Raw genomic sequence first — 20,428 nt, 5'->3', positions numbered from 1 at the left:
AGATTAGTTGATTTTCTCTTGGTTAGTGTAAAGAGGTTATTATGTTTAACAAGCTGTTTTTAAGCGTGATTTTATTAACTTTGGGCACATTTTCCCACGCCCAAGGTGCAGATGAGACAAAGAGAATGTCTGATGCCACTAAACAAATCGTGTTGGGAGCAGGGTGTTTTTGGGGTGTTGAAAAGCGTTTTGAAGCGATGGACGGTGTACTTAATGCCGAAGCGGGATATGCGGATGGCCGTGGCTTTAAACCTACTTACAAAAACATTATTGCCAATAAACGTCGCTTTGATGAAAACAACTATGCCGAAGTGGTGAGAGTAACCTACAACGCAAATGCCATCAGTGCAGAGCAATTGCTGCAATATTATTTCGAGCAGCATGATCCGACTCAAGTTAATAGGCAAGGAAATGACAGGGGCACCCAGTATCGTTCCATCATTTTAACCACCAGTGATGAGCAATACAAAACAGCACAGAGGGTGAAAGAACAGTATCAAGTTTTACTCACTAACGCAGGGTATGGAACGATTGCTACAGCAATTAAGCCGCTTGAGAAGTTCTATCTAGCGGAAACTTATCATCAAGACTATCTACAAAAGAACCCCAATGGTTATTGCCCTGACCACTCAACTGGGGTGCGTTTTGCTAACAGTGACCTCGATACCGTTGATAATGAAGCACTAAAAACTGGAAAGCATATAGTGGTATTGGATGCGCGTGACTATTGCCCGTACTGCGAGAAGTTTAAAAAAGAGGTACTCAATGGTTATCACGGTACAATACCCGTGCATCTGCGTTACGCCTCGCAACTAGATGGCCTGCAAATTAGCTCACAAACATTTGCTACACCGACGGTGTTGTTTTTAGAAAATGGTAAAGAAGTGGCGGGTTATCAAGGCTATATGGAACCGACATTGTTTTATCAAGCACTCGGGGCCTTTAAACTGGGAGACTCAGAAGCATATAGAGTGGCGTTTAATAAGGGCACTGATGGGCGATTTTGTAAGGAATATGAAATTTTCAAAAATACGCCTGATGGTGTTTTTGTAGATAAACTCTCTGGGGCACCTTTATTTGATACGCGTGACAGGTTTAACTCAGGCACAGGCTGGCTTTCTTTCACCAAACCCGTAGCAAATCAAGTCACCCGTCACGCAGATAACAGCTATGGGATGCAGCGAGTCGAGATACGCTCTGCGTCGTCGGGGATCCATCTTGGCCATGTGTTTGATAAAGAAGGGCCAGGAGGCAAACCTCGTTATTGTATCAATGCCACAGTCTTAGAGTTCGTGGCTCGTGATGACTTTAATGAAAGTCGTCAAGAAAATAACAAAGGCTAGACAATATTGTCGAAGTGATGGGCACTGAACACCGAGGCAGTGCCCAATTTTTTGTTTTTCTTTTGGTCAAAATCTAGCTATCACATGTTGTCTATGCGTTTAGTCAGAAAAGAACGCTGAAAAAAACGCCAAAACAAACACTTAATCGCATTCGCATTTAATAACACAACAATTGCATTATAGTTAGGAGGTACATGCAACGAATTAAGCACAGAGATCATGACACTAATTAGCACCAATGAGACCATCAACAGTATTTCACAAGATTCGTTAACGGCGATGTTGAACGACTATTTTGTGATAGCGCAGGATGCCCTAACTAGCATGGGGTTTGTGGTGCAGTTAAGCATTGTTGCATCTATTTATTTGTTCTCTTACCTCATCGCCAGCCGCTTAAGAAAAAAGATATCCCCCATAAAAGAATCTGCAGACAGCAGCACGCACTCATTGCAGTCCGTCGTGAATCGTTTCTTGGATGTCGTGTTTCCCATGCTTGCGATTTCGTTTTTAACCTTAGCAACCTTGTTAGGTGAGCGTTATGACATTGAAACCTGGCTTATCAATACTGTACTGATTATCGCCGTGTTAGCGTTTCTTAATACGGTAGTGGGGGCTGTTGTTGAGGGTGAGAACCTCATTGCATTCATGCGATGGGTGATGTTGCCATTAGTGTTTCTCCATTTAGTCGGCATTTTGCCACATATTATTTCGGTGTTAGAGACGGTGGCGATAAACATAGGCAACGTCGAGGTGTCTTTCTACGGCATAGGTCGGGTGCTTGTTTTTGGTATCATTCTTTTTTGGCTTGGTAGAGCGTTTAGAATGGTTGGTCGCAACCTCATACGCAATCATAAAAACCTTGATGTCACTACCAAAGAGGTGTTTACCAAAGTATTTGAAGTGGCGCTGTTTTGTGTCGGGTTTTTGGTGTTACTCAACATCATGGGCATCAACCTTACAGCGCTTGCTGTATTCGGTGGTGCTCTGGGTGTTGGTTTAGGCTTAGGTCTACAAACTATCGCCTCAAACTTTATTTCAGGAATTATTATTCTGCTCGACCACTCACTGACGATAGGTGATTTTGTTGAGCTAGAGGATGGCAGTAAAGGCTTTGTACGCGAATTTAGAATGCGCTACACCGTGCTGGAAACCTATGATGGCAAAGATATTCTTGTCCCTAATGAAAAATTTATAAATTCCTTACTGACTAACTGGACCCACAAAGACCCAAAACAACGTTATCGTATTGATTTTAGTGTGGCATATAAAACGGATATCCGAGCTATGTGTGACATTATTCGTGCTGCGGTTGCCGAACATCCACAGGTAATAAGTGGCGACGACATCCCGTTTGAAGAGCGCCCAGATTGTGAAATTGACTCATTCGGTGATTCCGGCGTTAACATGTTCGTAGAGTTTTGGATGTACGGCGTTGATGATGGCAAAAATCGCGTCGGTGGCGATCTCTTATTAATCGTTTTCGAAACGCTGCGTAAACACAACATCGAAATCCCATTCCCACAAAGAGAGGTGCGCGTGCTTAATGATAAAGAGTTGTCTGCACTTAAAGCACACGAAGACCGCAAAGGCGATTAGTAGATAGGCCTATGACTTAACATAGCCTTATGTATCACTACCAAATAACTTCTTGCGTACCAAGGCTCGATATTCACTCGGGCTTTGACCAAGTTGTTGGTCAAACAGCTTATTGAGTTGGCTTTGATGATTAAAGCCAAGTTCAAACGCCACATCATTGATACTCAAATTAGAATTGGCTAAGAGATCTTGCGCACCTTGAACTTTGAGCTTTCTGCGATATTGGTTTGGGCTTAACCCAGTGGCTTCTTTGAACCGTCGGGTTAATGTACGTTGGGCGACATCAAATTGCTGCGCGATGTCGGCAATAGATGACTCATCACCCAAGTTGTTTTTCATCCAAAACTGAATTTGTGCAATCAGTTCATCAGGATGGCGTTCATTCATCCCTTCTAAGTATCGCTGCTGCTCATACGGCTTTCTTACTTCGTGAGAGAAGTTGCGTTGTACATGCAAGGCACATTCTCTGCCATAAACATTCTCCAGGATATATACAATGACATCTGCGAGAGCATTGAGACTCGCGACACTGTATAAGCCTTCGGCTTGAGTGATGAAATACTCTGGCTTTAGATCAACTAAAGGGTAGTCACGCTTGAACTGATTAGCGTAATGCCAATGGGTTGTGGCGGGGTGGCCGTCCAACAATTTAGCCTCGGCCAAAAAACAATTACCCGTGCCGACACCAATCAAAGCACAACGTTTAGGGTCAAGTTGCGACAGTTTTTCTATCAACGCCGTTTGTTGGCGAATCACAAGGCGGGGATTGCGCCATAGACTGGGAAGTATGAGTAAATCACATTGCTCGAGCTCGGTTAGTCCGGCATTCGCTATAAATGGTAAGCCACTGTGCGCGCACACTGGTTCTTGGCTGTGACTGAGCAGCTTTAAGTTTAACTTGGGTGCATGCTCAACATGGCGTTTGGCGAATGCATAGCCAGCATTGAGCATCTCAAATGGCAGTGTCAGGCTGGTGGCTAGCATGTTCGGGTATAACGCAATCAGTACATTAAATTTCTTCATATACATCCGACCACTTACATTTGGCCAAAATAAATAAGTATGTGGCCATTAAAGCATAAAGTGCTGGGTGTGTTCCACTTACACTAGTGCCAATTTCGTAACGAACAATTCTATGAGTCAAAGGTTTATGAGTGCATTACCTGTAATAGTCGCAATGGGCGGTATCAATGCCGCAGGACGTACATCGTTTAATCAGGGTTTTCGTCGAGTCGTTTTAGACGCTCTTTCCAGCGAGCAACGCCAAGAAACACTTTTAGGCTTAGCAAGTTTAATGAATCTTGTGAGTTATGTTGATGGACAATTGGTTAGTGAAGCAGGTGATGTAATCACCGCAGATAACGTGGAAGCCCAATTAGGTGAGCAAATCCTAGCTGGCACACTGATCCGTCGTATTGAAAAGACGTTCTTCGATGTTGACGCGACCCACTGGCAGCAAAAAATCTCTGCCAATGCAGGCGAGCCAATTCGCTTTGTCACTAAGGCTCGCCAACTACCGACACCACTTCCGAGTAACTGGGAAGTAACGGAGTTGGAAAAAGGTCAGGTAAAAGTCACAATTTGTGGTGAGTTTGAAATAAAGCATGACACCTATCGCGACAACCCAATTAAAGCCGCGGGGCAATTTCCTACAGGATTTGATCCTGCCATTTTGTATAACAGTCGTTATCAGCCGCGTGGCTTGCAAGCGACTATCTTTGCCGCAAGCGATGCGATTCACGCCAGTGGCCTGGATTGGCAAAAGGTCATGAACTCAGTTGCACCCGACCAAATTGGTACTTACAGCGCCTCTGTAGCAGGTCAAGTTAATAGCGAAGGCCTAGGCGGTTTGTTTAAAGCACGTTTGTTAGGAGAACGTGTTAGCACCAAGCAACTAGCGCTTGGTTTGAATACTATGTCTACCGACTTCATTAATGCATATGTAACAGGCAATGTTGGAACGACATTCACCACATCGGGTGCGTGTGCAACGTTCTTGTATAATATGCGTGCAGCGGTTCAAGACATTAAAGCAGGGCGTACCCGTGTTGCCATTGTAGCGTCGAGCGAATGTGCTATTGAGCCAGAAATAATCGAAGGTTTCGGTAACATGAGTGCCTTGGCCAATGATGACAATCTGAAAAAGCTAGATAACAGTGATGAAGTCGATTATCGCCGTACTTCTCGCCCGTTCGGTGAAAACTGTGGCTTTACTATCGGTGAAGGCGCGCAAGTTACTATTTTGATGGACGATGCCTTAGCGCTTGAGCTTGGTGCTGATATCTTAGGTAGTGTACCGGACGTTTATGTAAATGCAGACGGTTTCAAAAAATCGATCACTGCACCTGGCCCGGGTAACTACATCACGATGGCGAAGGCTGTGGCTTTAGCACAGGCTATTGTTGGTGAGGAGTCGATTAAAGAGCGCTCGTTTATTCTTGCCCATGGTTCTAGTACACCGCAAAACCGTGTAACTGAATCGGCTATTTACGACCGTATCGCTACGGCATACGACATCAATAATTGGCCTGTAGTGGCGCCTAAAGCGTTTGTAGGCCATACCATAGCACCTGCAAGTGGCGACCAGTTGGCGTTTGCTATTGGCGTGTTTTCAGACAACATTATGCCGGGTGTAACGACTATCGATAAAGTGGCCGATGACGTGTATAGCGATCGTTTAAACATTAGCTTGTCTCACCAAGCTTGTGAGCCTCAGGACGTTGCTTTCATTAACTCTAAGGGGTTTGGCGGCAATAACGCTACTGCGCCGGTTCTGAGTCCAAGCATTACCAAGGAAATGTTAGCAGCTCGTCATGGCGAATCTGCGATGAATCAACATGCCAAAGCAAACGAGGCAACTAAGCAGCAACAAGCTGTGTATTTTGACAATGCGCAGAAGGGTCAATTTGACTTGATTTACCGTTTTGGTGAAGGTTTGATTGACGAGGATGCAATTGCATTCGACACCGAACAAATGCAGATCCCAGGTTTTGATAAACCAATTGCACTAAAAATTGATAATCCGTTTGCGGATATGTCTAAGTAAATAGTTAGCCGCTGAGCGCTGTCTCAGCGGTTCTTTTTGTGTTCAGCATGACACTTCTGTGCCTAATCTAATTTCACCTTAGCTCCACATCACCGTTTGCTTAGTTGCGCGCTTGTTAGTTACACTACGCGTTTTCCCCAAATATAAGACTAATCTGTGAAATTCTCGTTGGAGCGTCACGCGCTCGTTATCTGTATTGCTATCGCATCCCTTGCATTGGTATGGCCGAGCGCGCTCAAAAAAGTGGTTCAACCTATCGTTCAAGGTGCAATCTCAACGATTGGCGGAGGATTTTTTGTCTTTGTAAATTTCATATTACTGGCCTTGGTTCTCCTGTGTTTGAGCCCATTGGCAAAAAAGAAAATGGGTGGCGAACAAGCTAAAATTGAATTTTCTACATTTGGCTGGCTTGCCATGTTATTCGCTGCGGGGATGGGCTCTGGTCTGGTTTTTTGGGGCGTCGCGGAGCCGGTGATACACAGTGTCGAGAAGCCACTCAAACAAGGCTTGTATCCTGACAACATTGGCGCATCGCTGGCGCTAACTATGCTTAATTGGGGAGTGCATGCGTGGGCCCTATACGGCGCATTTGGCTTATTGCTTGGTGGCGTTACCAAAGCGCTATCAACGACTGACGATATTAGTGCGCCCGCACTATATGCACTCCCTACGCATCTTCAGCAGCGGTTAAAACCTACAGTGCAAAGTGTCATTTATCTCATTGCTATTGTGGCTATTTTCTTTGGGGTGGTTGGCACAATCGCAAATGCCAGCATGCTTTTGCATAATGGCGCGCAAATGACGCTCACCAGCATGGGTTTCGACATCGCCGAGTCATGGATAGCGGTAGCTGTGCTGCTTATCATTACTTTTATCTATTTTATGTCATCGCAACTGGGCTTACATCGCGGTATTCAGACGCTCAGTATCATAAATATTTATCTCGCATTTGTGATGCTAGTGCTGGTGGTGCTTGTAGTGCCGATAGCACCCATCGTCAAAACTGTGCTGGTTGCACTTAAAGATTATGCAATGTTGATCGTTTCTGGTGCTTGGCAGTTGGACTCTCAGCTTAAAGACTCAAAGTGGGCGAACGTGTGGACGTATAACTACTACTTTTGGTGGTTAGCGTGGGGTCCATTCGTGGGTATTTTTCTTGCTCGCATTTCTCGCGGAAGACCGCTTTGGCAATATATTTTGGGCGTGGTGTTTATTCCCAGTCTGATGAGCTTAGTGTGGTTCAGTGTGCTTGGTGGTTCGGCATTAGCATTAGACGGTTCTTCACACGCAAGTTTGATTAGCGCGGTAAATGAGGATTACACCAAAGGCGTGTTTATCTTTTTTGCCGAGCTTGGGGGAATGGGGCATATTCTCACTTGGCTAAGCTTTTTCTTATTGGTGGTGTTTGTCGCAACCAGTGCTGATTCGGCTTTACTGGTAATTCGTCAGTTGTGCTCAACGTTGTCACGTAAACGGTCTTTGTTGATTTGGTCATTGACTATGACGTTGATTAGTTTAGGTCTAGTAGTCATTGCAGACGAAAAGCTCAATCGCAATATTGCGGTTATCGGTGCACTGCCTTTTGCATTCATCTTTATATGGCAAGTTGTTGGCTTTATTAAAGCATTGAGTAAAGAATTGCTAAGTGAGGGTGATGAAAAAGCCCCTATTGAATAGGGGCTGCGATTACTTCAGTGCGCTTGCGGCAAAGGCAAGGTGTTGGTCAATGAAACTACTGATAAAGAAGTAGCTATGATCATACCCAGCGTGCTCGTCTACTGTCGCAGTAATGCCGGCAGTGGAGAGCGCTTGTTTAAGGTTTGGCAATAGTAATTGCTCTTCTAAGAAATTATCGGCTAGCCCTTGGCTAACCAAAATAGGAGGGCAAACATGTTGCTCAACAGTTTTGAGGAGCTCACAACTGTCGTACTGAGCCCATGCAGTTTTGTCCTCTCCCAAATATCCACAAAGCGCTTTTTGTCCCCACGGACAATTTATGGGATTGGAAATAGGTGCAAAAGCACTGATACTGGCGTAAGTTGTTGGGTTTCGCAGACCTAACACCAAGGCGCCATGGCCGCCCATAGAGTGGCCACTGATGGATTGTTTACCATTAGTCGGGAAGTGTTCATTGATTAACGCTGGAAGCTCTTTGCTCACATAATCATACATCTGATAATGCTGCGCATAAGGTGCTTGTGTGGCATTAACATAGAAACCCGCTCCGAGGCCAAAGTCGTAGCTACCCGTTGGATCATCAGCAACTTCTTCCCCGCGAGGGCTAGTGTCTGGCGCGACGATGATCAACCCAAGTTCAGCAGCTGCTTTGAACGCCCCAGCTTTTTGCATGAAGTTTTCATCGGTGCACGTGAGTCCTGAGAGCCAATAAACAACCGGTGCTTTACTATTCTCATCTACGCCTGGTGGGAGGTAAATTGCGAACGTCATTACACAGTTATTCACACTCGATGAGTGTGAATAACGCTTATGCCAGCCACCATGAACCTTGTTGTTACTGAGTAACTCTAAGCTCATAACATGTCCTTACTTGTTGTAGTGGATAACGCTACGAATACTCTTACCGGCGTGCATCAGTTCGAATGCTTCGTTGATGTCTTCTAGGCCCATGGTGTGAGTAATAAAGTCATTGAGCGCAAATTCATTATTTAAATAACGCTCGACGATTTCTGGTAGCTCAGAACGGCCTTTTACGCCGCCAAATGCAGTGCCACGCCATACACGCCCAGTCACTAGTTGGAATGGACGAGTTGAGATCTCTTGGCCTGCGCCAGCAACACCGATGATCACAGATTCACCCCAGCCTTTGTGGCAACACTCGAGCGCGCTACGCATCACGTTGACATTACCGATACACTCGAATGAATAGTCTACGCCACCGTCTGTCATCTCGACGATGACTTCTTGAATCGGTTTATCGTAGTCATTTGAATTGATTAGGTCAGTAGCACCAAGCTTTTTAGCGAGCTCGAACTTACTTTCATTGATATCAATACCAATGATACGACCAGCACCTGCCATTTTTGCACCGATGATTGCTGAAAGGCCAATGCCGCCTAGGCCAAAAATAGCCACGCTATCACCAGGTTGAACTTTTGCGGTATTAAGCACTGCGCCCATACCCGTTGTGACACCACAGCCTAATAGACAGACTTCTTCTAATGGCGCTTCTTTATTAACTTTTGCCAATGAAATCTCAGGTAAAACTGTGTATTCAGAGAAAGTCGATGTGCCCATATAGTGATAAATTGGCTGACCGTCTTTATAAAAACGCGTAGTGCCGTCAGGCATTAACCCTTTGCCCTGAGTTTCACGAATTTTTTGGCAAAGATTCGTTTTACCGGATGTACAGAATTTACATTCACCACACTCAGGTGTGTAAAGTGGGATAACGTGGTCGCCAACTTCAACACTGGTGACACCTTCACCCACAGCTTCAACAACACCGCCACCTTCATGGCCAAGAATTGCTGGGAAAATACCTTCTGGATCTTCGCCAGATAACGTAAATGCGTCAGTATGGCACACGCCTGTTGCGTGAATTTTTACCAGCACTTCACCAGCTTTTGGCATCATCACGTCCACTTCTTCAATTGAAAGTGGTTGCTTAGGACCCCATGCGATTGCGGCCTTTGATTTAATAAATTCTGCCATGTTTTTATTCTCTTGTTTTAGATTGAGGTGAAATTATTACACAGTATGATAGAGTTTTTCCCAAATTAAATGACTTTTACATAGGTGTAATAATGCGTTGGCAAGGCATGGTTGAATTTATTGCGGCGGCCCAAGCGCAGTCGTTTACTGCGGCAGCAAAGCAAGTCGGTACGTCAGTGGCTCATATAAGCAGAACAATCAATGCACTTGAAGAGTATTACAACACACAGTTGTTTATTCGTAGCACGCGCAAAGTTGTCTTAACTCAACAAGGTGAATTGCTATTGCATCATGCGAAGAAAGCGCAAAGTGTTCTTGAGCAAGGTGAATGGGCTCTAAAAGAACAACAGGCACAACCCAGCGGGCAATTAAGGATCACAGCGCCAGTTATGTTTGGTGAGCATTTTATTATGCCTTTAGTCCATGAATTTATGGCCATGCACCCTAAAGTGAGCGTGTCTATGGTGTTGACCAATCAAACTCTAGACCTTATTGGCGAGCATATTGATTTAGCAATACGAATAGGCGAAATGGCAGACTCAAATCTCACTGCACGGCGATTATCCTCTCGTGCTGTTATTGTGTGTGCCAGCAAAGCATATTTAGCCGAGCAGGGCGTACCTTATGCGTTGAGTGAACTGAGTCATCATCAATGTTTGCTAGGGCATTCGGACTATTGGCGATTTTACGAAAATCAGCGTGTTCGTCATGTTAAAATCGCCAAAACTCGACTAAGGTGCAACAGTGGATGGGCCTTGGCTGACGCGGCATTACGTGGCTTAGGTCTGGTGCAGCTACCAGACTATTATGTGCGTTCTGCATTAGAACAAGACAAACTCAGTGAAGTGTTGCTACCGTTCGCCATTCGTAAAGAACCTATTTGGGGGGTCACGCCGGCGAAGTTGTATCAAGCCAATGCCACCAAAACGTTACTCGAATTCCTAGCGGATAACCTCGATAGCCAACTCAGTAAAGGAATAATGACACCTTAGAATGAAATAGCAGCAAACTATTCCCAATTGTTTTGTCAATCAAGGCAATGCATACCCATTGACGAACACCTATGTTAGCATCTTGCAATCGTAATTAATAAGTTAAGCCGTTGATGTATAAGCCCGTCAGTTTATTTATTGGTCTTCGCTATTCTCGCTTATCAAAAGGCAGTGCTTTTGTTTCATTTGTGTCGTTTTTTTCGATAGCAGGTATCGCCTTAGGGATCACCGCGTTGTTTACTGTGATCTCAGTAATGAGTGGATTTGAAAGCAATTTAAAAAACTCAATGTTGTCGATGATCCCGCATCTTCAATTTGAAATGGATCAACGCGACAAACAACAGCAACAGGCGCTGATCACCTCACTACAAGCGCAAAAAGAAGTGACTTCCATAAAGCGTTACCATCAAGCGCAAACAATTGTTCAAAGTGCTCAAGATATCCAAGGAATTTTATTGCAAGCGCCTTATGAATCGCTTCCACAAAGTGTAAACGAGAGTATTGATGTGGGCAGTGAGCAGAGTATTTTCGATAATCGCTACCATATAGCAATTAGTCGCTATCTCGCACGTTCATTAGGCGTTTCCGTTGGAGACACCCTGCGAGTAACTGTGCCTTCGGTATCCACCTACACGCCTATGGGGCGTATTCCCGCGCAGCGTTTATTTACTGTTAGCGCGATATATCGCAGTGGTTCAGAGCTTGATATGTACACCATGTTTACCTCGGGTGAATCGTTACAACGTGTTATGCGCATCAAAGAGGCGGGTGCTGCGCCCTTAGAAGTGATGTTAAATGATGCTTTTGTCAGCGATGAGGTATTGAGTCGTTTAGAGCCTTCCCAACGCGAGGGTGTAACAGACTGGCGTGAAAGTCAGGGCAGTTTGTTTTCCGCAGTAGCCATGGAAAAACGGATCATGAGTTTACTTCTTGGCCTCATTTTCATCATCGCAGTATTTAATATTGTTTCATCGCTCACCATGATGGTGCGTGAAAAACAAGGTGAAGTGGCAATATTGCAAACCCTTGGTTTAAGTCATCAACAAGTCGCCCGAGTGTTTATGGTACAAGGAATGTATAACGGTGTGGTTGGCAGTATCACAGGGTCAGTGTTGGCCTTAATTGTGGTTTATAACCTCAATGAGATCCTTCAAGCAGTTGGCCTTAATTTATTCGGTCAGCAATCGTTACCCGTAGTGATTTCCTTTTCAACATTAAGCATGATTGTTCTTGGGGCAATTTTAATGAGCTTTATCGCCACTTTATATCCAGCAAAAAAAGCGGCACAAGTGCGTCCTGCAGAGGTTTTAAGATATGAGTGATTTGATTTTACATTGTCAGGATTTAGTCAAAGTTTACCAAGATGCTGCTGAGCAAGTCGAAGTATTAAAAGGCGTGCAACTTGATGTGCAAAAAGGCGAGAGCATCGCTGTGGTAGGGTCATCAGGCTCAGGTAAAAGTACCTTGCTACACATATTAGGCACCTTAGACAAACCCACCAGTGGACAAGTATTGATTTGTTCTCAGGACGTGGCAAAACTCGATAGAAAACAACAAGCAGCTTTTAGAAACAAACACTTAGGCTTTATTTATCAATTTCATCATCTTTTAATGGAATTCACAGCGTTAGAAAACGTTGCCATGCCATTGCTTATTGCTGGGGTTGATGCCAAAACGGCACAGCAAAAAGCAAAGGAGATGCTCGATAAAGTAGGGCTGTCACACAGAGCTTCTCATAAACCCGCGAAGTTATCTGGCGGCGAAAGGCAACGTGTTGCGATAGCACGAGCGGTAGTCGCAGAACCGGATTTAGTGTTGGCTGACGAACCAACGGGGAACCTTGATAAAGCGAATGCACAGCGCATTTATGGGTTATTGATGGCGCTGCAAAATGATCTAGGCACGAGTTTCATAGTGGTCACTCATGATTTGGAATTGGCCAGCAAACTGACGCGTACTGTGGTTCTCGACGAAGGCGTATTACAGGCGTCAGAACACGGAGAAATGGCTTGATGAAGGCATTGAAGCTTAGTTACTTGCTTTCTGTGCGATTTCGTAAGTCCCAGCGTAATAGTGGTTTAATGGGATTTATGGCGAAAAGCTCGAGCCTAGGTATTTTATTAGGCGTGGCAGTCCTCATCGTCGCTTTATCTGTGGTGAACGGCTTCCAACAACAGCTGGTTGAGCGCTTGTTGTCGCTCGTGCCCCATGTCGAATACGTCAGTGCCGACGGCTATATAAATGAATGGCAAGTGAAGCAACAGCGACTTGAACAACAGCGCAACGTACTTGCCGCTGCTCCATTTATCGGCGTTAACGCGATGGCACAATCAAAAGGGCAGTTAGAGGCGGCGCAATTACGAGGGATAGACCCGGCACTTGAAAGCAAAGTATCTATCGTTAACCAATTTATCTCTGAAGCCGATCTGAGTACGCTGCAATCTGGCCAGTTGATAATGGGGGCAGAGCTTGCGAAAAAACTGTCCGTCACGGTTGGTGATACAATTTCTTTACTAATGACTGACTTGCATAACAAGGAAAAGGGATTGGCAGCACCAGTGCGCTACAGCGCAGAAGTTGTAGGACTTATTACCAGTCATGGCCCATTAGACAAGCAACAAGTATTCATGCGCTTGGATGACATGCAGTCGTTGTTTGATTTGCGTGATGACCAAGTTACCGGTTTACGCATTACTTTGGATGATGTGTTTAGTGCCGAAACCGAAGCGATGCGAATTGGCCGTACGCTAGATGATTATGTCTATGTAAATAGCTGGGTTAGAACGCAGGGCAGTTTATACCAAGATATTCAAATGGTTCGCACTATTGTTTATTTAAGTGTGTTTTTAATTATTTCGGTAGCGAGCTTCAACATTATTTCGTCGCTGTTTATGGAAGTGAAGGAAAAGCAAAGTGCTATCGCTATTTTAAGAACCATGGGCGCGGGTGACTTTATCATTATGCAAACCTTCTTATTACAGGGAGTGGTATCAGCTATTTTTGCCATCGCCTTTGGTTGTGTGCTTGGCTTGTTTTTGGCGATAAACATTACCGACATTTTCGTTTGGTGGAGTACATTGATAGGTGAAAATAAGCTGGCGGGTGTCTATTTTATTGACTTCTTACCATCGAAAATACAGTGGCAAGATGTTATTTGGGTCTCTTCAATTACTTTAGCCATTACAGTGGTGGCGTCTATTTACCCGGCATGGCAAGCCGCAAAAGTAGACCCTGCAAAAGTACTTGGAAATTAGCTTGTTACCGTAATTAAGCATAGAAACGAATGATAGCCTCTTGCAAGCACTGGCGTATCTTCGTAAAGTGTCAGCAAAGATAACAATAAAAGTAGTATTATGTCTGAACAACAAAACCAAGAAGAACAAATCCGTGCGTTTCAACGCGAAACGTTTGAGTCTGCACAAAAGCATTTAGCCCAAAAGGGCATAATTCCTCAGACGGTTGCAGATAAAGACAGCCGTTTTCTAGCGCCGTTATGTGCAGTGTGGAAATTTAAAGCACAAAATGGTCGCTCATACTGGGTTGTGAGTGGAAATTTACCCACGGACCATGCTGAAATTAACGCTGCATCAAATGCCAGAGAAGCAATGCGCTATTTCTCATTCCAATGGCAATTAAAGGCTGAAGAAATCATGAGCAGTCCTCGCGTTGATAAGACACAACGTGAATTTGCTGAGTTGTTGGTAAGAAGAGCTCACGGTTTATATGAGCTCTACAATAATGACCAACTGTGGGCTAATGAACCATCGTAAACGGACTGCTATCACAGTGGTCAACTGGGCATTCTAAGCGTTGCCTTGGAATGCCAGCTTCCATGAATACACATCCACACGGCGAAAAGCCTTTTTGCTTGAAGCGTTCGACTTCATCAAGTATGCAATTAATACAAATCGATCGCAGTCCAAAGTTGGCCGCATTGGTAAGTATATAACTGAGCATTTCGTTGTAGATTCCGCGGTTGCGGTGATCTGGAAGCACGGCAATTCTTCCCAATAGACCATCTTCGCATAACCGTGCTGTTGCTACTGCTTCTCCTTGCTCGGTGTAGGCCACGAAGTGCAAAGCACTTGTATCGCGACCATCAAACTCAACCGATTTTGGAATATTCAACTCAAAAACAAACACTCTTTCACGAATCTGGCGGATTGGGTTGTCCTGAGACCCCCAGTCGACTTGGTGGATCCGATAGGGCATGTACCCTCCTAATCTGCGTACCAATATCCCTCATTGATAAGTGTAGACAAGGTTTGTCTGAAAAGTAAACAGTCTGAGTGTGCTAAAAGTTGCTCTGTGTACTGGTATTGTTGGTCACATAGGGCTGCAATAATGCTTAAGTGTTTGCTCGGTAAATTAAAACTGTGCCCTTCTACGGCAAGTAACACACTGTCTTTTTGTGCAATATAAATGCTACGTAATCCGCCTGCTTTGTAAATAACTGGGTACTCGCGAAGGAAGTCGGCGAGTTCGTTTGGCTCTAGCTTTGGTTCAAGTGGTAACAAGTCTTTGTCATGCTTAGGCTCGCTCAATTGCTCAGCAATAAAACGCAAAAATGTATTGTCGTCTTTGATTGCATCAATCATTAAATGGCGTAGTTTGGTAATATCTGGCAGAGTAAGTTCGCCTCGACTTTGTTGGATATTAAGGTCAGCGTCGCTGTAACGAGCTTGGCCTAAATCAAGGTCGATTAAGTGATCGGCAAAAGCTGTGAGTAAATCAGTTTGGTTTGGCGCTCTAAATCCAACTGAGTAGTTGATAGCAGGCTCAACTGCATAACCTTCATGCGGTGCACTAGGTGGTATGTAAAGAATGTCACCTGGCTCCAACACTACATCGATTACAGCTTCAAATTCACCGACTTGTAAAAGAGCCTTGTCAGCACTGAATTGCTTTATATTTTTATCGACATTACCTACACGCCAGTGGCGTTTGCCACTACCTTGAATAATGAACACATCATACTGATCTAGATGAGGTCCCACGCCGCCGCCTGGGGTAGAATAACTCACCATTAAATCGTCAATACGCCAATTAGGGATGAAGCGAAACGGTTCAACGAGTTGCGCGGCTTCAGGATGCCAGTGGTCAACAGCCTGAACGAGTAGGGTAGCGTGGTCATTAGCTAACACACTGAAGTCTTCAAAAGGACCATTTTCACATTGCCAACCGTCATGGTTTGTTACCATTCGAGATTCGATACTTTCTTCCATCGCTAATCCTGCCAATTCCTCGGCATCAAGCGGGTCGGCAAAATCTTTAAATCCAGCTTTGATGAGTAGAGGTTTTTTTTGCCAGTATTGGTTTAGAAATTCTGTTTCGCTTAACTCGTTAATGTGCAGCGTATACATGTTTACTCCAAATAAAAAAGCGAAAGACCTTGCTTAAAACAGCCAGCCTTTCGCTTTTATAAATAATTACCGATATGGATTATAGGTTATCGATAAACTCAACAGCACGGCCGATGTAATTAGCAGGACTTAATTCTTTAAGCTGTGCTTTTACTTCAGCTGGAAGCTCAAGTGTGTCGATAAACTCAGCCATCGCTGCTTGGTCAACACGCTTACCACGCGTTAGCTCTTTGAGTTTTTCATATGGCTTTTCGATACCGAATTTACGCATTACCGTTTGAATTGGCTCTGCTAGTAGTTCCCAGTTTTGATCGAGTTCGTCAAGAAGACGTTGCTCGTTTACTTCTAGCTTGCTTACACCTTTTAGTGTTGCTTGGTAAGCGATAAGCGCATAACCCATACCAACACCAAGGTTACGAAGAACCGTAGAGTCAGTTAGGTCACGCTGCCAACGTGAAATAGGCAATTTCTGCGCTAGGTGGCCAAAGATAGCATTTGCTAAACCAAGGTTACCTTCAGAGTTTTCGAAGTCGATAGGGTTTACTTTGTGTGGCATGGTTGAAGAACCAATTTCACCAGCAACCGTTTTCTGTTTGAAGTGGTTAAGTGCAATATAACCCCAAACATCACGGTCAAAGTCGATTAGTACAGTGTTGAAACGAGCAACTGCATCGAATAACTCAGCAATGTAATCATGCGGCTCGATCTGCGTTGTGAAAGGATTGAACGTAAGGCCTAGGCTAGTTACGAATTTTTCTGCGTGTACATGCCAATCGTAATTTGGGTAAGCACTAAGGTGAGCGTTGTAGTTACCAACAGCACCATTGATTTTACCGAGCATGTTTACTTGCGCTACTTGATCACGCTGACGCTTAAGACGCATGTACACGTTTGCAAACTCTTTACCCATAGTTGAAGGTGAAGCAGGTTGCCCGTGAGTACGTGTCATCATAGCAACTGACTTGTATTCAATCGCTTTTTCTTTTACGGCGTCTAAAAGCTGATCCATGTAAGGAAGCAACACTTTATCGCGAGCTTCTGTTAGCATCAAACCATGCGATAGGTTATTGATGTCTTCAGAAGTACATGCAAAGTGAATAAATTCATTTACGGCGTTTAGTTCAGCGTTGTCAGCTACTTTTTCTTTTAGTAGGTATTCAACAGCTTTTACATCGTGGTTAGTTGTACGCTCGATGTCTTTTACGCGCTGCGCATCTGCTTCGCTAAAATTATCAACGATACTGTCTAGTAGGGCATTAGCTTCGTCACTTAAAGCTGGAACTTCAGCAATGTCAGCAGCTTGTGCAAGCGCTTGTAACCAACGAACTTCAACTTGTACGCGGTATTTGATCAAACCGAATTCGCTAAAAATGCTACGTAGTTCTGTAGTTTTGCTACCGTAGCGCCCGTCTACCGGAGAGATCGCGGTTAACGCTGAAAGCTCCATATTAACTCCTAAGTTACGTTGAACGATTATCTTTTAATTTACTCGCTTATTAAGCCGAGATGGGGTTTAAACTTGTTCTTTGGCAATTGCCAATATTTTGCGCTTTGCGAACAAAAAGTGACGACGCTTACCGCCCATTTGCCGCCAAAGTACCGCTGCACGAATACCTGCTAAAAGTAGTGCACGAATGCGGTTTTGAATACTCGCTTGCTTTAATAATGCTGGTTGGCCAAATACCTGAATGCGTTGCCCAAGGGGACTAATAATGCGTGCGTAGGTATCTGCGAATGCCGCGATGATTGATTCATCAAGCAGCTCTAAATGGTCTAGCTTGGCTTTTGTTGCATCTATATCACGGCCAAGCGCTGATAGGGCGTCCGGTTTTGAAGTCAAGATGCGTTCTAATTGGACCATGCCACCGACATATTTAACCAGCTCTACATTTTTTTCTGTTCCAGCTGATAATTGACTGATAAGTGCACGATAGCCACTGTTTAAATTTGCGCGAGAACCATATATCTCATCGACGTTTTTCGCATCAGTCGCGAGTAAAGATTCAAGTAGTGGTTCAATTTCATGCTGTTGAGACTGGCCATATTTAGCTAGTTTCTGTACTTGAATGGCGACTTGGCACATTGCTGCCAGTGCCATCACCTGGTTCGCATTCATATTATTTAATCACCGAATCGATAATGCCGCCACCTAAACACACTTCGCCGTCGTAAAACACTGCAGACTGGCCAGGCGTAACCGCTTTTTGTGGCTCATCAAACAAGACACGGGCAACTCCGTCTTCACCTACTAATAAAGTACACGAGATATCCTCTTGACGATAACGCGTCTTCACGGTAACGCGAGCTGTACCTTTGGGTCCAACACGGTCGACCCAGTGTAACTGATTGGCATATAAGCCATTGCTATATAAGCGTGGATTATCTTTTCCTTGGCCAACGACCAATACATTACGTTCGATATCTTTATCAACAACGTACCAAGGTTCACCTGACCCTTCTTTAAGACCACCAATGTGAAGGCCTTTACGTTGTCCTAACGTGTGATACATCAAACCTTCGTGTTCACCCACTTCATTACCTTCGGTATCTTCAATGATTCCTGGTTGGGCAGGGAGGTAACGCTGTAAGAAGTCTTTAAACTTTCTCTCACCGATAAAGCAGATACCTGTACTGTCTTTTTTATCATGGGTGACTAAACCCTGTTGCTCTGCAATTTCTCGTACTTGTGGTTTTGGTAGCTCACCCACAGGGAAAAGTGTTTGACCAATATGTTCATGGCTCAAAGTGTACAGGAAATAACTTTGGTCCTTGTTATCGTCTGCACCGCGCAGCATAGCAAATTTGCCATCACGCTCTTCACGACGTACATAGTGACCAGTAGCAATGTAATCTGCACGCAATGCTTCTGCAGCAAATTCAAGGAATGCTTTGAATTTAATTTCTTTGTTACACATGATGTCCGGGTTAGGAGTTCTACCAGCCTTATATTCTTCAAGGAAGTATTCGAACACGTTATCCCAGTATTCAGCTGCGAAGTTAACGGTATGCAATTCAATACCTAACTTTTCACATACCATTTGCGCGTCTTTTAAATCTTCAGCCGCTGCGCAGTATTCATCATTGTCATCTTCTTCCCAGTTTTTCATGAACAAGCCTTCGACTTGATAGCCTTGCTCTTTTAACAGGTAAGCGGATACGGATGAATCAACGCCGCCGGACATACCGACGATAACTTTTATTTGGCTGTTGTCGCTCATAGGATTTGAATTTCACATCACATTGCTTCGAGGGCGCGAATTATATCACGCTTAGGCAAGGGCTTGAAGTGCGCTATTGATGCAAATAATCAAGACTTATCAAAGGTCGATTTAGCGAGTCTTGGATACATTGACTAATAAGATGAGAACGAAGCGCTAGCGTACTAATTTCTTCTAGGGTTAACCAGTGACAGGCAATAATGTCACTGTCTTGCGCTGCACCTTGCACGGGAGTATCCAACTCAGCGTAAAAGCAAAAGCGTAGATAATGAACGCCATTTTGCGCATGCAGTGAATATATTCCTACTAACCCTAACAGCTCAGCACTTAGTCCGGTCTCTTCTTTTAACTCACGTAAACATGCATCAGTAATGGTTTCACCTTGTTCAAGATGCCCAGCGGGTTGGTTAAAAACTCGTTTGCCTGTGAATTTATCGATTTCTTCTACCAATAAGTAGCGATCATTACTTTTAAGTACGATAGCAACGGTGACATTAGGCTTATGCATTGGCTGAAATTACCTTATATTTACCGTTTTCCAAATCATCGAGACGATAGGGGCCGATGCTTGCGCGTATTAACCTCAATGTAGGGTAGCCAACATGGGCGGTCATTCTGCGCACTTGGCGATTCTTGCCCTCGCGAATACTTATTTCCAGCCAGGTTGTTGGGATATTCTTTCGTTCACGAATCGGTGGATTTCGAGGCCACAAACCGCTGGGCTCTGTGATGATTTTAACTTTTGCGGGCAAGGTAAGACCGTCTTTCAATTCCACGCCTTTGCAAAGAGCCTCAACAGCCTCACCACTCACTGCACCCTCGACTTGGACCCAATAGGTTTTGAAGGTGTTTTTTTTAGGGTTCGCCAGTTTATGCTGAAGTTGGCCGCAATTTGTGAGTAATAATAGGCCCTCAGAATCACGATCCAAACGGCCCGCCGCATAAACGTCTTTGATGTCTATATAATCAGCCAGTGTTGGGCGATTATTGTCATCGGTAAATTGGCACAACACGTCAAACGGTTTATTGAATAGCACTATTTTCACCTCGCGTGGGGCTAGGCGTGGTTTGGCGGACTTTCTTTGAATTTGGCGTGGTTTATTGGAGCGGTAGCTCTGACCATATTTGGGTTTTGAAACGTCGTTTTTCATGTTCTTAGAAAATAAAAAAGGCACCCAATCGGATGCCTTTTTTGCAA

19 protein-coding genes are annotated in these 20,428 nt (G+C 44.4%); 9 read left to right on the top strand and 10 right to left on the bottom strand.

What is annotated here, in order from left to right; all coding sequences use genetic code 11:
- Positions 1 to 41 precede the first annotated feature (41 nt).
- Together msrA and V1358_RS01445 are read left to right on the top strand one after the other, a co-directional pair.
- Positions 42 to 1,343 carry a peptide-methionine (S)-S-oxide reductase MsrA gene (gene msrA, locus V1358_RS01450; RefSeq protein ID WP_347392352.1) on the top strand — a complete coding sequence of 434 codons (1,302 nt, stop codon included), beginning with the start codon at positions 42 to 44 and terminating at the stop codon, positions 1,341 to 1,343.
- A gap of 219 nt (positions 1,344 to 1,562) precedes the next feature.
- Complete coding sequence (locus V1358_RS01445; protein ID WP_440589852.1) at positions 1,563 to 2,939, top strand: mechanosensitive ion channel family protein; 1,377 nt, start codon at positions 1,563 to 1,565, stop codon at positions 2,937 to 2,939.
- A 27-nt stretch (positions 2,940 to 2,966) separates the two neighbouring features.
- Here V1358_RS01445 and V1358_RS01440 read toward each other — a convergent pair whose 3' ends face one another.
- Positions 2,967 to 3,962, bottom strand: coding sequence for a GlxA family transcriptional regulator (locus V1358_RS01440; RefSeq protein WP_347392351.1), 996 nt, complete (start codon positions 3,960 to 3,962; stop codon positions 2,967 to 2,969).
- Positions 3,963 to 4,089: 127 nt separating this feature from the next.
- On the opposite strand from V1358_RS01440, the gene V1358_RS01435 reads away from it, so the two are divergent.
- Positions 4,090 to 5,985, top strand: a complete 1,896-nt coding sequence (locus V1358_RS01435) for a beta-ketoacyl synthase (protein WP_347392687.1) — start codon at positions 4,090 to 4,092, stop codon at positions 5,983 to 5,985.
- Positions 5,986 to 6,141: 156 nt separating this feature from the next.
- Positions 6,142 to 7,662 (top strand): BCCT family transporter, encoded by a 1,521-nt coding sequence (locus V1358_RS01430; RefSeq protein WP_347392350.1) that lies wholly within the window; start codon positions 6,142 to 6,144, stop codon positions 7,660 to 7,662.
- Between the two features lie 9 nt (positions 7,663 to 7,671).
- On the opposite strand, the gene fghA is transcribed toward V1358_RS01430, so the two are convergent.
- Together fghA and V1358_RS01420 are read right to left on the bottom strand one after the other, a co-directional pair.
- Positions 7,672 to 8,520, bottom strand: a complete 849-nt coding sequence (gene fghA / locus V1358_RS01425; protein ID WP_347392349.1) for an S-formylglutathione hydrolase — start codon at positions 8,518 to 8,520, stop codon at positions 7,672 to 7,674.
- 9 nt (positions 8,521 to 8,529) lie between these two features.
- Entirely contained in the window at positions 8,530 to 9,657 is a 1,128-nt protein-coding gene (locus tag V1358_RS01420; protein WP_347389323.1) for an S-(hydroxymethyl)glutathione dehydrogenase/class III alcohol dehydrogenase, read from the bottom strand.
- 92 nt (positions 9,658 to 9,749) lie between these two features.
- On the opposite strand from V1358_RS01420, the gene V1358_RS01415 reads away from it, so the two are divergent.
- The 5 genes from V1358_RS01415 to V1358_RS01395 all read left to right on the top strand — a co-directional run bounded on the left by V1358_RS01415 (position 9,750) and on the right by V1358_RS01395 (position 14,419).
- Positions 9,750 to 10,649 (top strand): LysR substrate-binding domain-containing protein, encoded by a 900-nt coding sequence (locus V1358_RS01415; protein ID WP_347389324.1) that lies wholly within the window; start codon positions 9,750 to 9,752, stop codon positions 10,647 to 10,649.
- Positions 10,650 to 10,762: 113 nt separating this feature from the next.
- A complete protein-coding gene (locus tag V1358_RS01410; protein WP_347392348.1) occupies positions 10,763 to 11,971 on the top strand; it encodes an FtsX-like permease family protein in 1,209 nt (402 codons plus the stop codon).
- Positions 11,964 to 12,662 (top strand): lipoprotein-releasing ABC transporter ATP-binding protein LolD, encoded by a 699-nt coding sequence (gene lolD / locus V1358_RS01405; protein WP_347392347.1) that lies wholly within the window; start codon positions 11,964 to 11,966, stop codon positions 12,660 to 12,662. Before V1358_RS01410 ends, lolD begins: the two co-directional genes overlap by 8 nt.
- Positions 12,663 to 12,670: 8 nt before the next feature.
- On the top strand, positions 12,671 to 13,903 hold the full coding sequence (locus V1358_RS01400; RefSeq protein ID WP_440589859.1) for a lipoprotein-releasing ABC transporter permease subunit: 1,233 nt from the start codon (positions 12,671 to 12,673) through the stop codon (positions 13,901 to 13,903).
- A gap of 99 nt (positions 13,904 to 14,002) precedes the next feature.
- Positions 14,003 to 14,419 (top strand): DUF4826 family protein, encoded by a 417-nt coding sequence (locus tag V1358_RS01395; protein ID WP_347389328.1) that lies wholly within the window; start codon positions 14,003 to 14,005, stop codon positions 14,417 to 14,419.
- On the opposite strand, the gene V1358_RS01390 is transcribed toward V1358_RS01395, so the two are convergent.
- The 7 genes from V1358_RS01390 to V1358_RS01360 form a co-directional block, all read right to left on the bottom strand.
- Complete coding sequence (locus V1358_RS01390) at positions 14,403 to 14,861, bottom strand: GNAT family N-acetyltransferase (protein ID WP_347389329.1); 459 nt, start codon at positions 14,859 to 14,861, stop codon at positions 14,403 to 14,405. The two genes, V1358_RS01395 and V1358_RS01390, sit on opposite strands and share 17 nt — an antisense overlap.
- Before the next feature lie 8 nt (positions 14,862 to 14,869).
- Positions 14,870 to 16,012, bottom strand: a complete 1,143-nt coding sequence (locus V1358_RS01385; protein ID WP_347392345.1) for a JmjC domain-containing protein — start codon at positions 16,010 to 16,012, stop codon at positions 14,870 to 14,872.
- A gap of 79 nt (positions 16,013 to 16,091) precedes the next feature.
- Positions 16,092 to 17,459 (bottom strand): adenylosuccinate lyase, encoded by a 1,368-nt coding sequence (gene purB / locus V1358_RS01380; RefSeq protein WP_347389331.1) that lies wholly within the window; start codon positions 17,457 to 17,459, stop codon positions 16,092 to 16,094.
- 66 nt (positions 17,460 to 17,525) lie between these two features.
- Positions 17,526 to 18,128, bottom strand: a complete 603-nt coding sequence (gene hflD, locus V1358_RS01375; RefSeq protein ID WP_347392344.1) for a high frequency lysogenization protein HflD — start codon at positions 18,126 to 18,128, stop codon at positions 17,526 to 17,528.
- Between the two features lies 1 nt (position 18,129).
- On the bottom strand, positions 18,130 to 19,230 hold the full coding sequence (gene mnmA, locus V1358_RS01370) for a tRNA 2-thiouridine(34) synthase MnmA (RefSeq protein WP_347392343.1): 1,101 nt from the start codon (positions 19,228 to 19,230) through the stop codon (positions 18,130 to 18,132).
- Positions 19,231 to 19,303: 73 nt separating this feature from the next.
- Positions 19,304 to 19,738, bottom strand: a complete 435-nt coding sequence (locus tag V1358_RS01365) for an NUDIX domain-containing protein (protein ID WP_347392342.1) — start codon at positions 19,736 to 19,738, stop codon at positions 19,304 to 19,306.
- Positions 19,731 to 20,381: an rRNA large subunit pseudouridine synthase E gene (locus V1358_RS01360; RefSeq protein WP_347392686.1), complete on the bottom strand. Its 651-nt coding sequence runs from the start codon at positions 20,379 to 20,381 to the stop codon at positions 19,731 to 19,733. Before V1358_RS01360 ends, V1358_RS01365 begins: the two co-directional genes overlap by 8 nt.
- Positions 20,382 to 20,428: the final 47 nt, after the last annotated feature.

It is taken from the genome of Pseudoalteromonas pernae, assembly GCF_039831865.1.
Lineage (GTDB): Bacteria > Pseudomonadota > Gammaproteobacteria > Enterobacterales > Alteromonadaceae > Pseudoalteromonas > Pseudoalteromonas pernae.
This window is presented reverse-complemented; position numbering and strand designations above follow the sequence as displayed.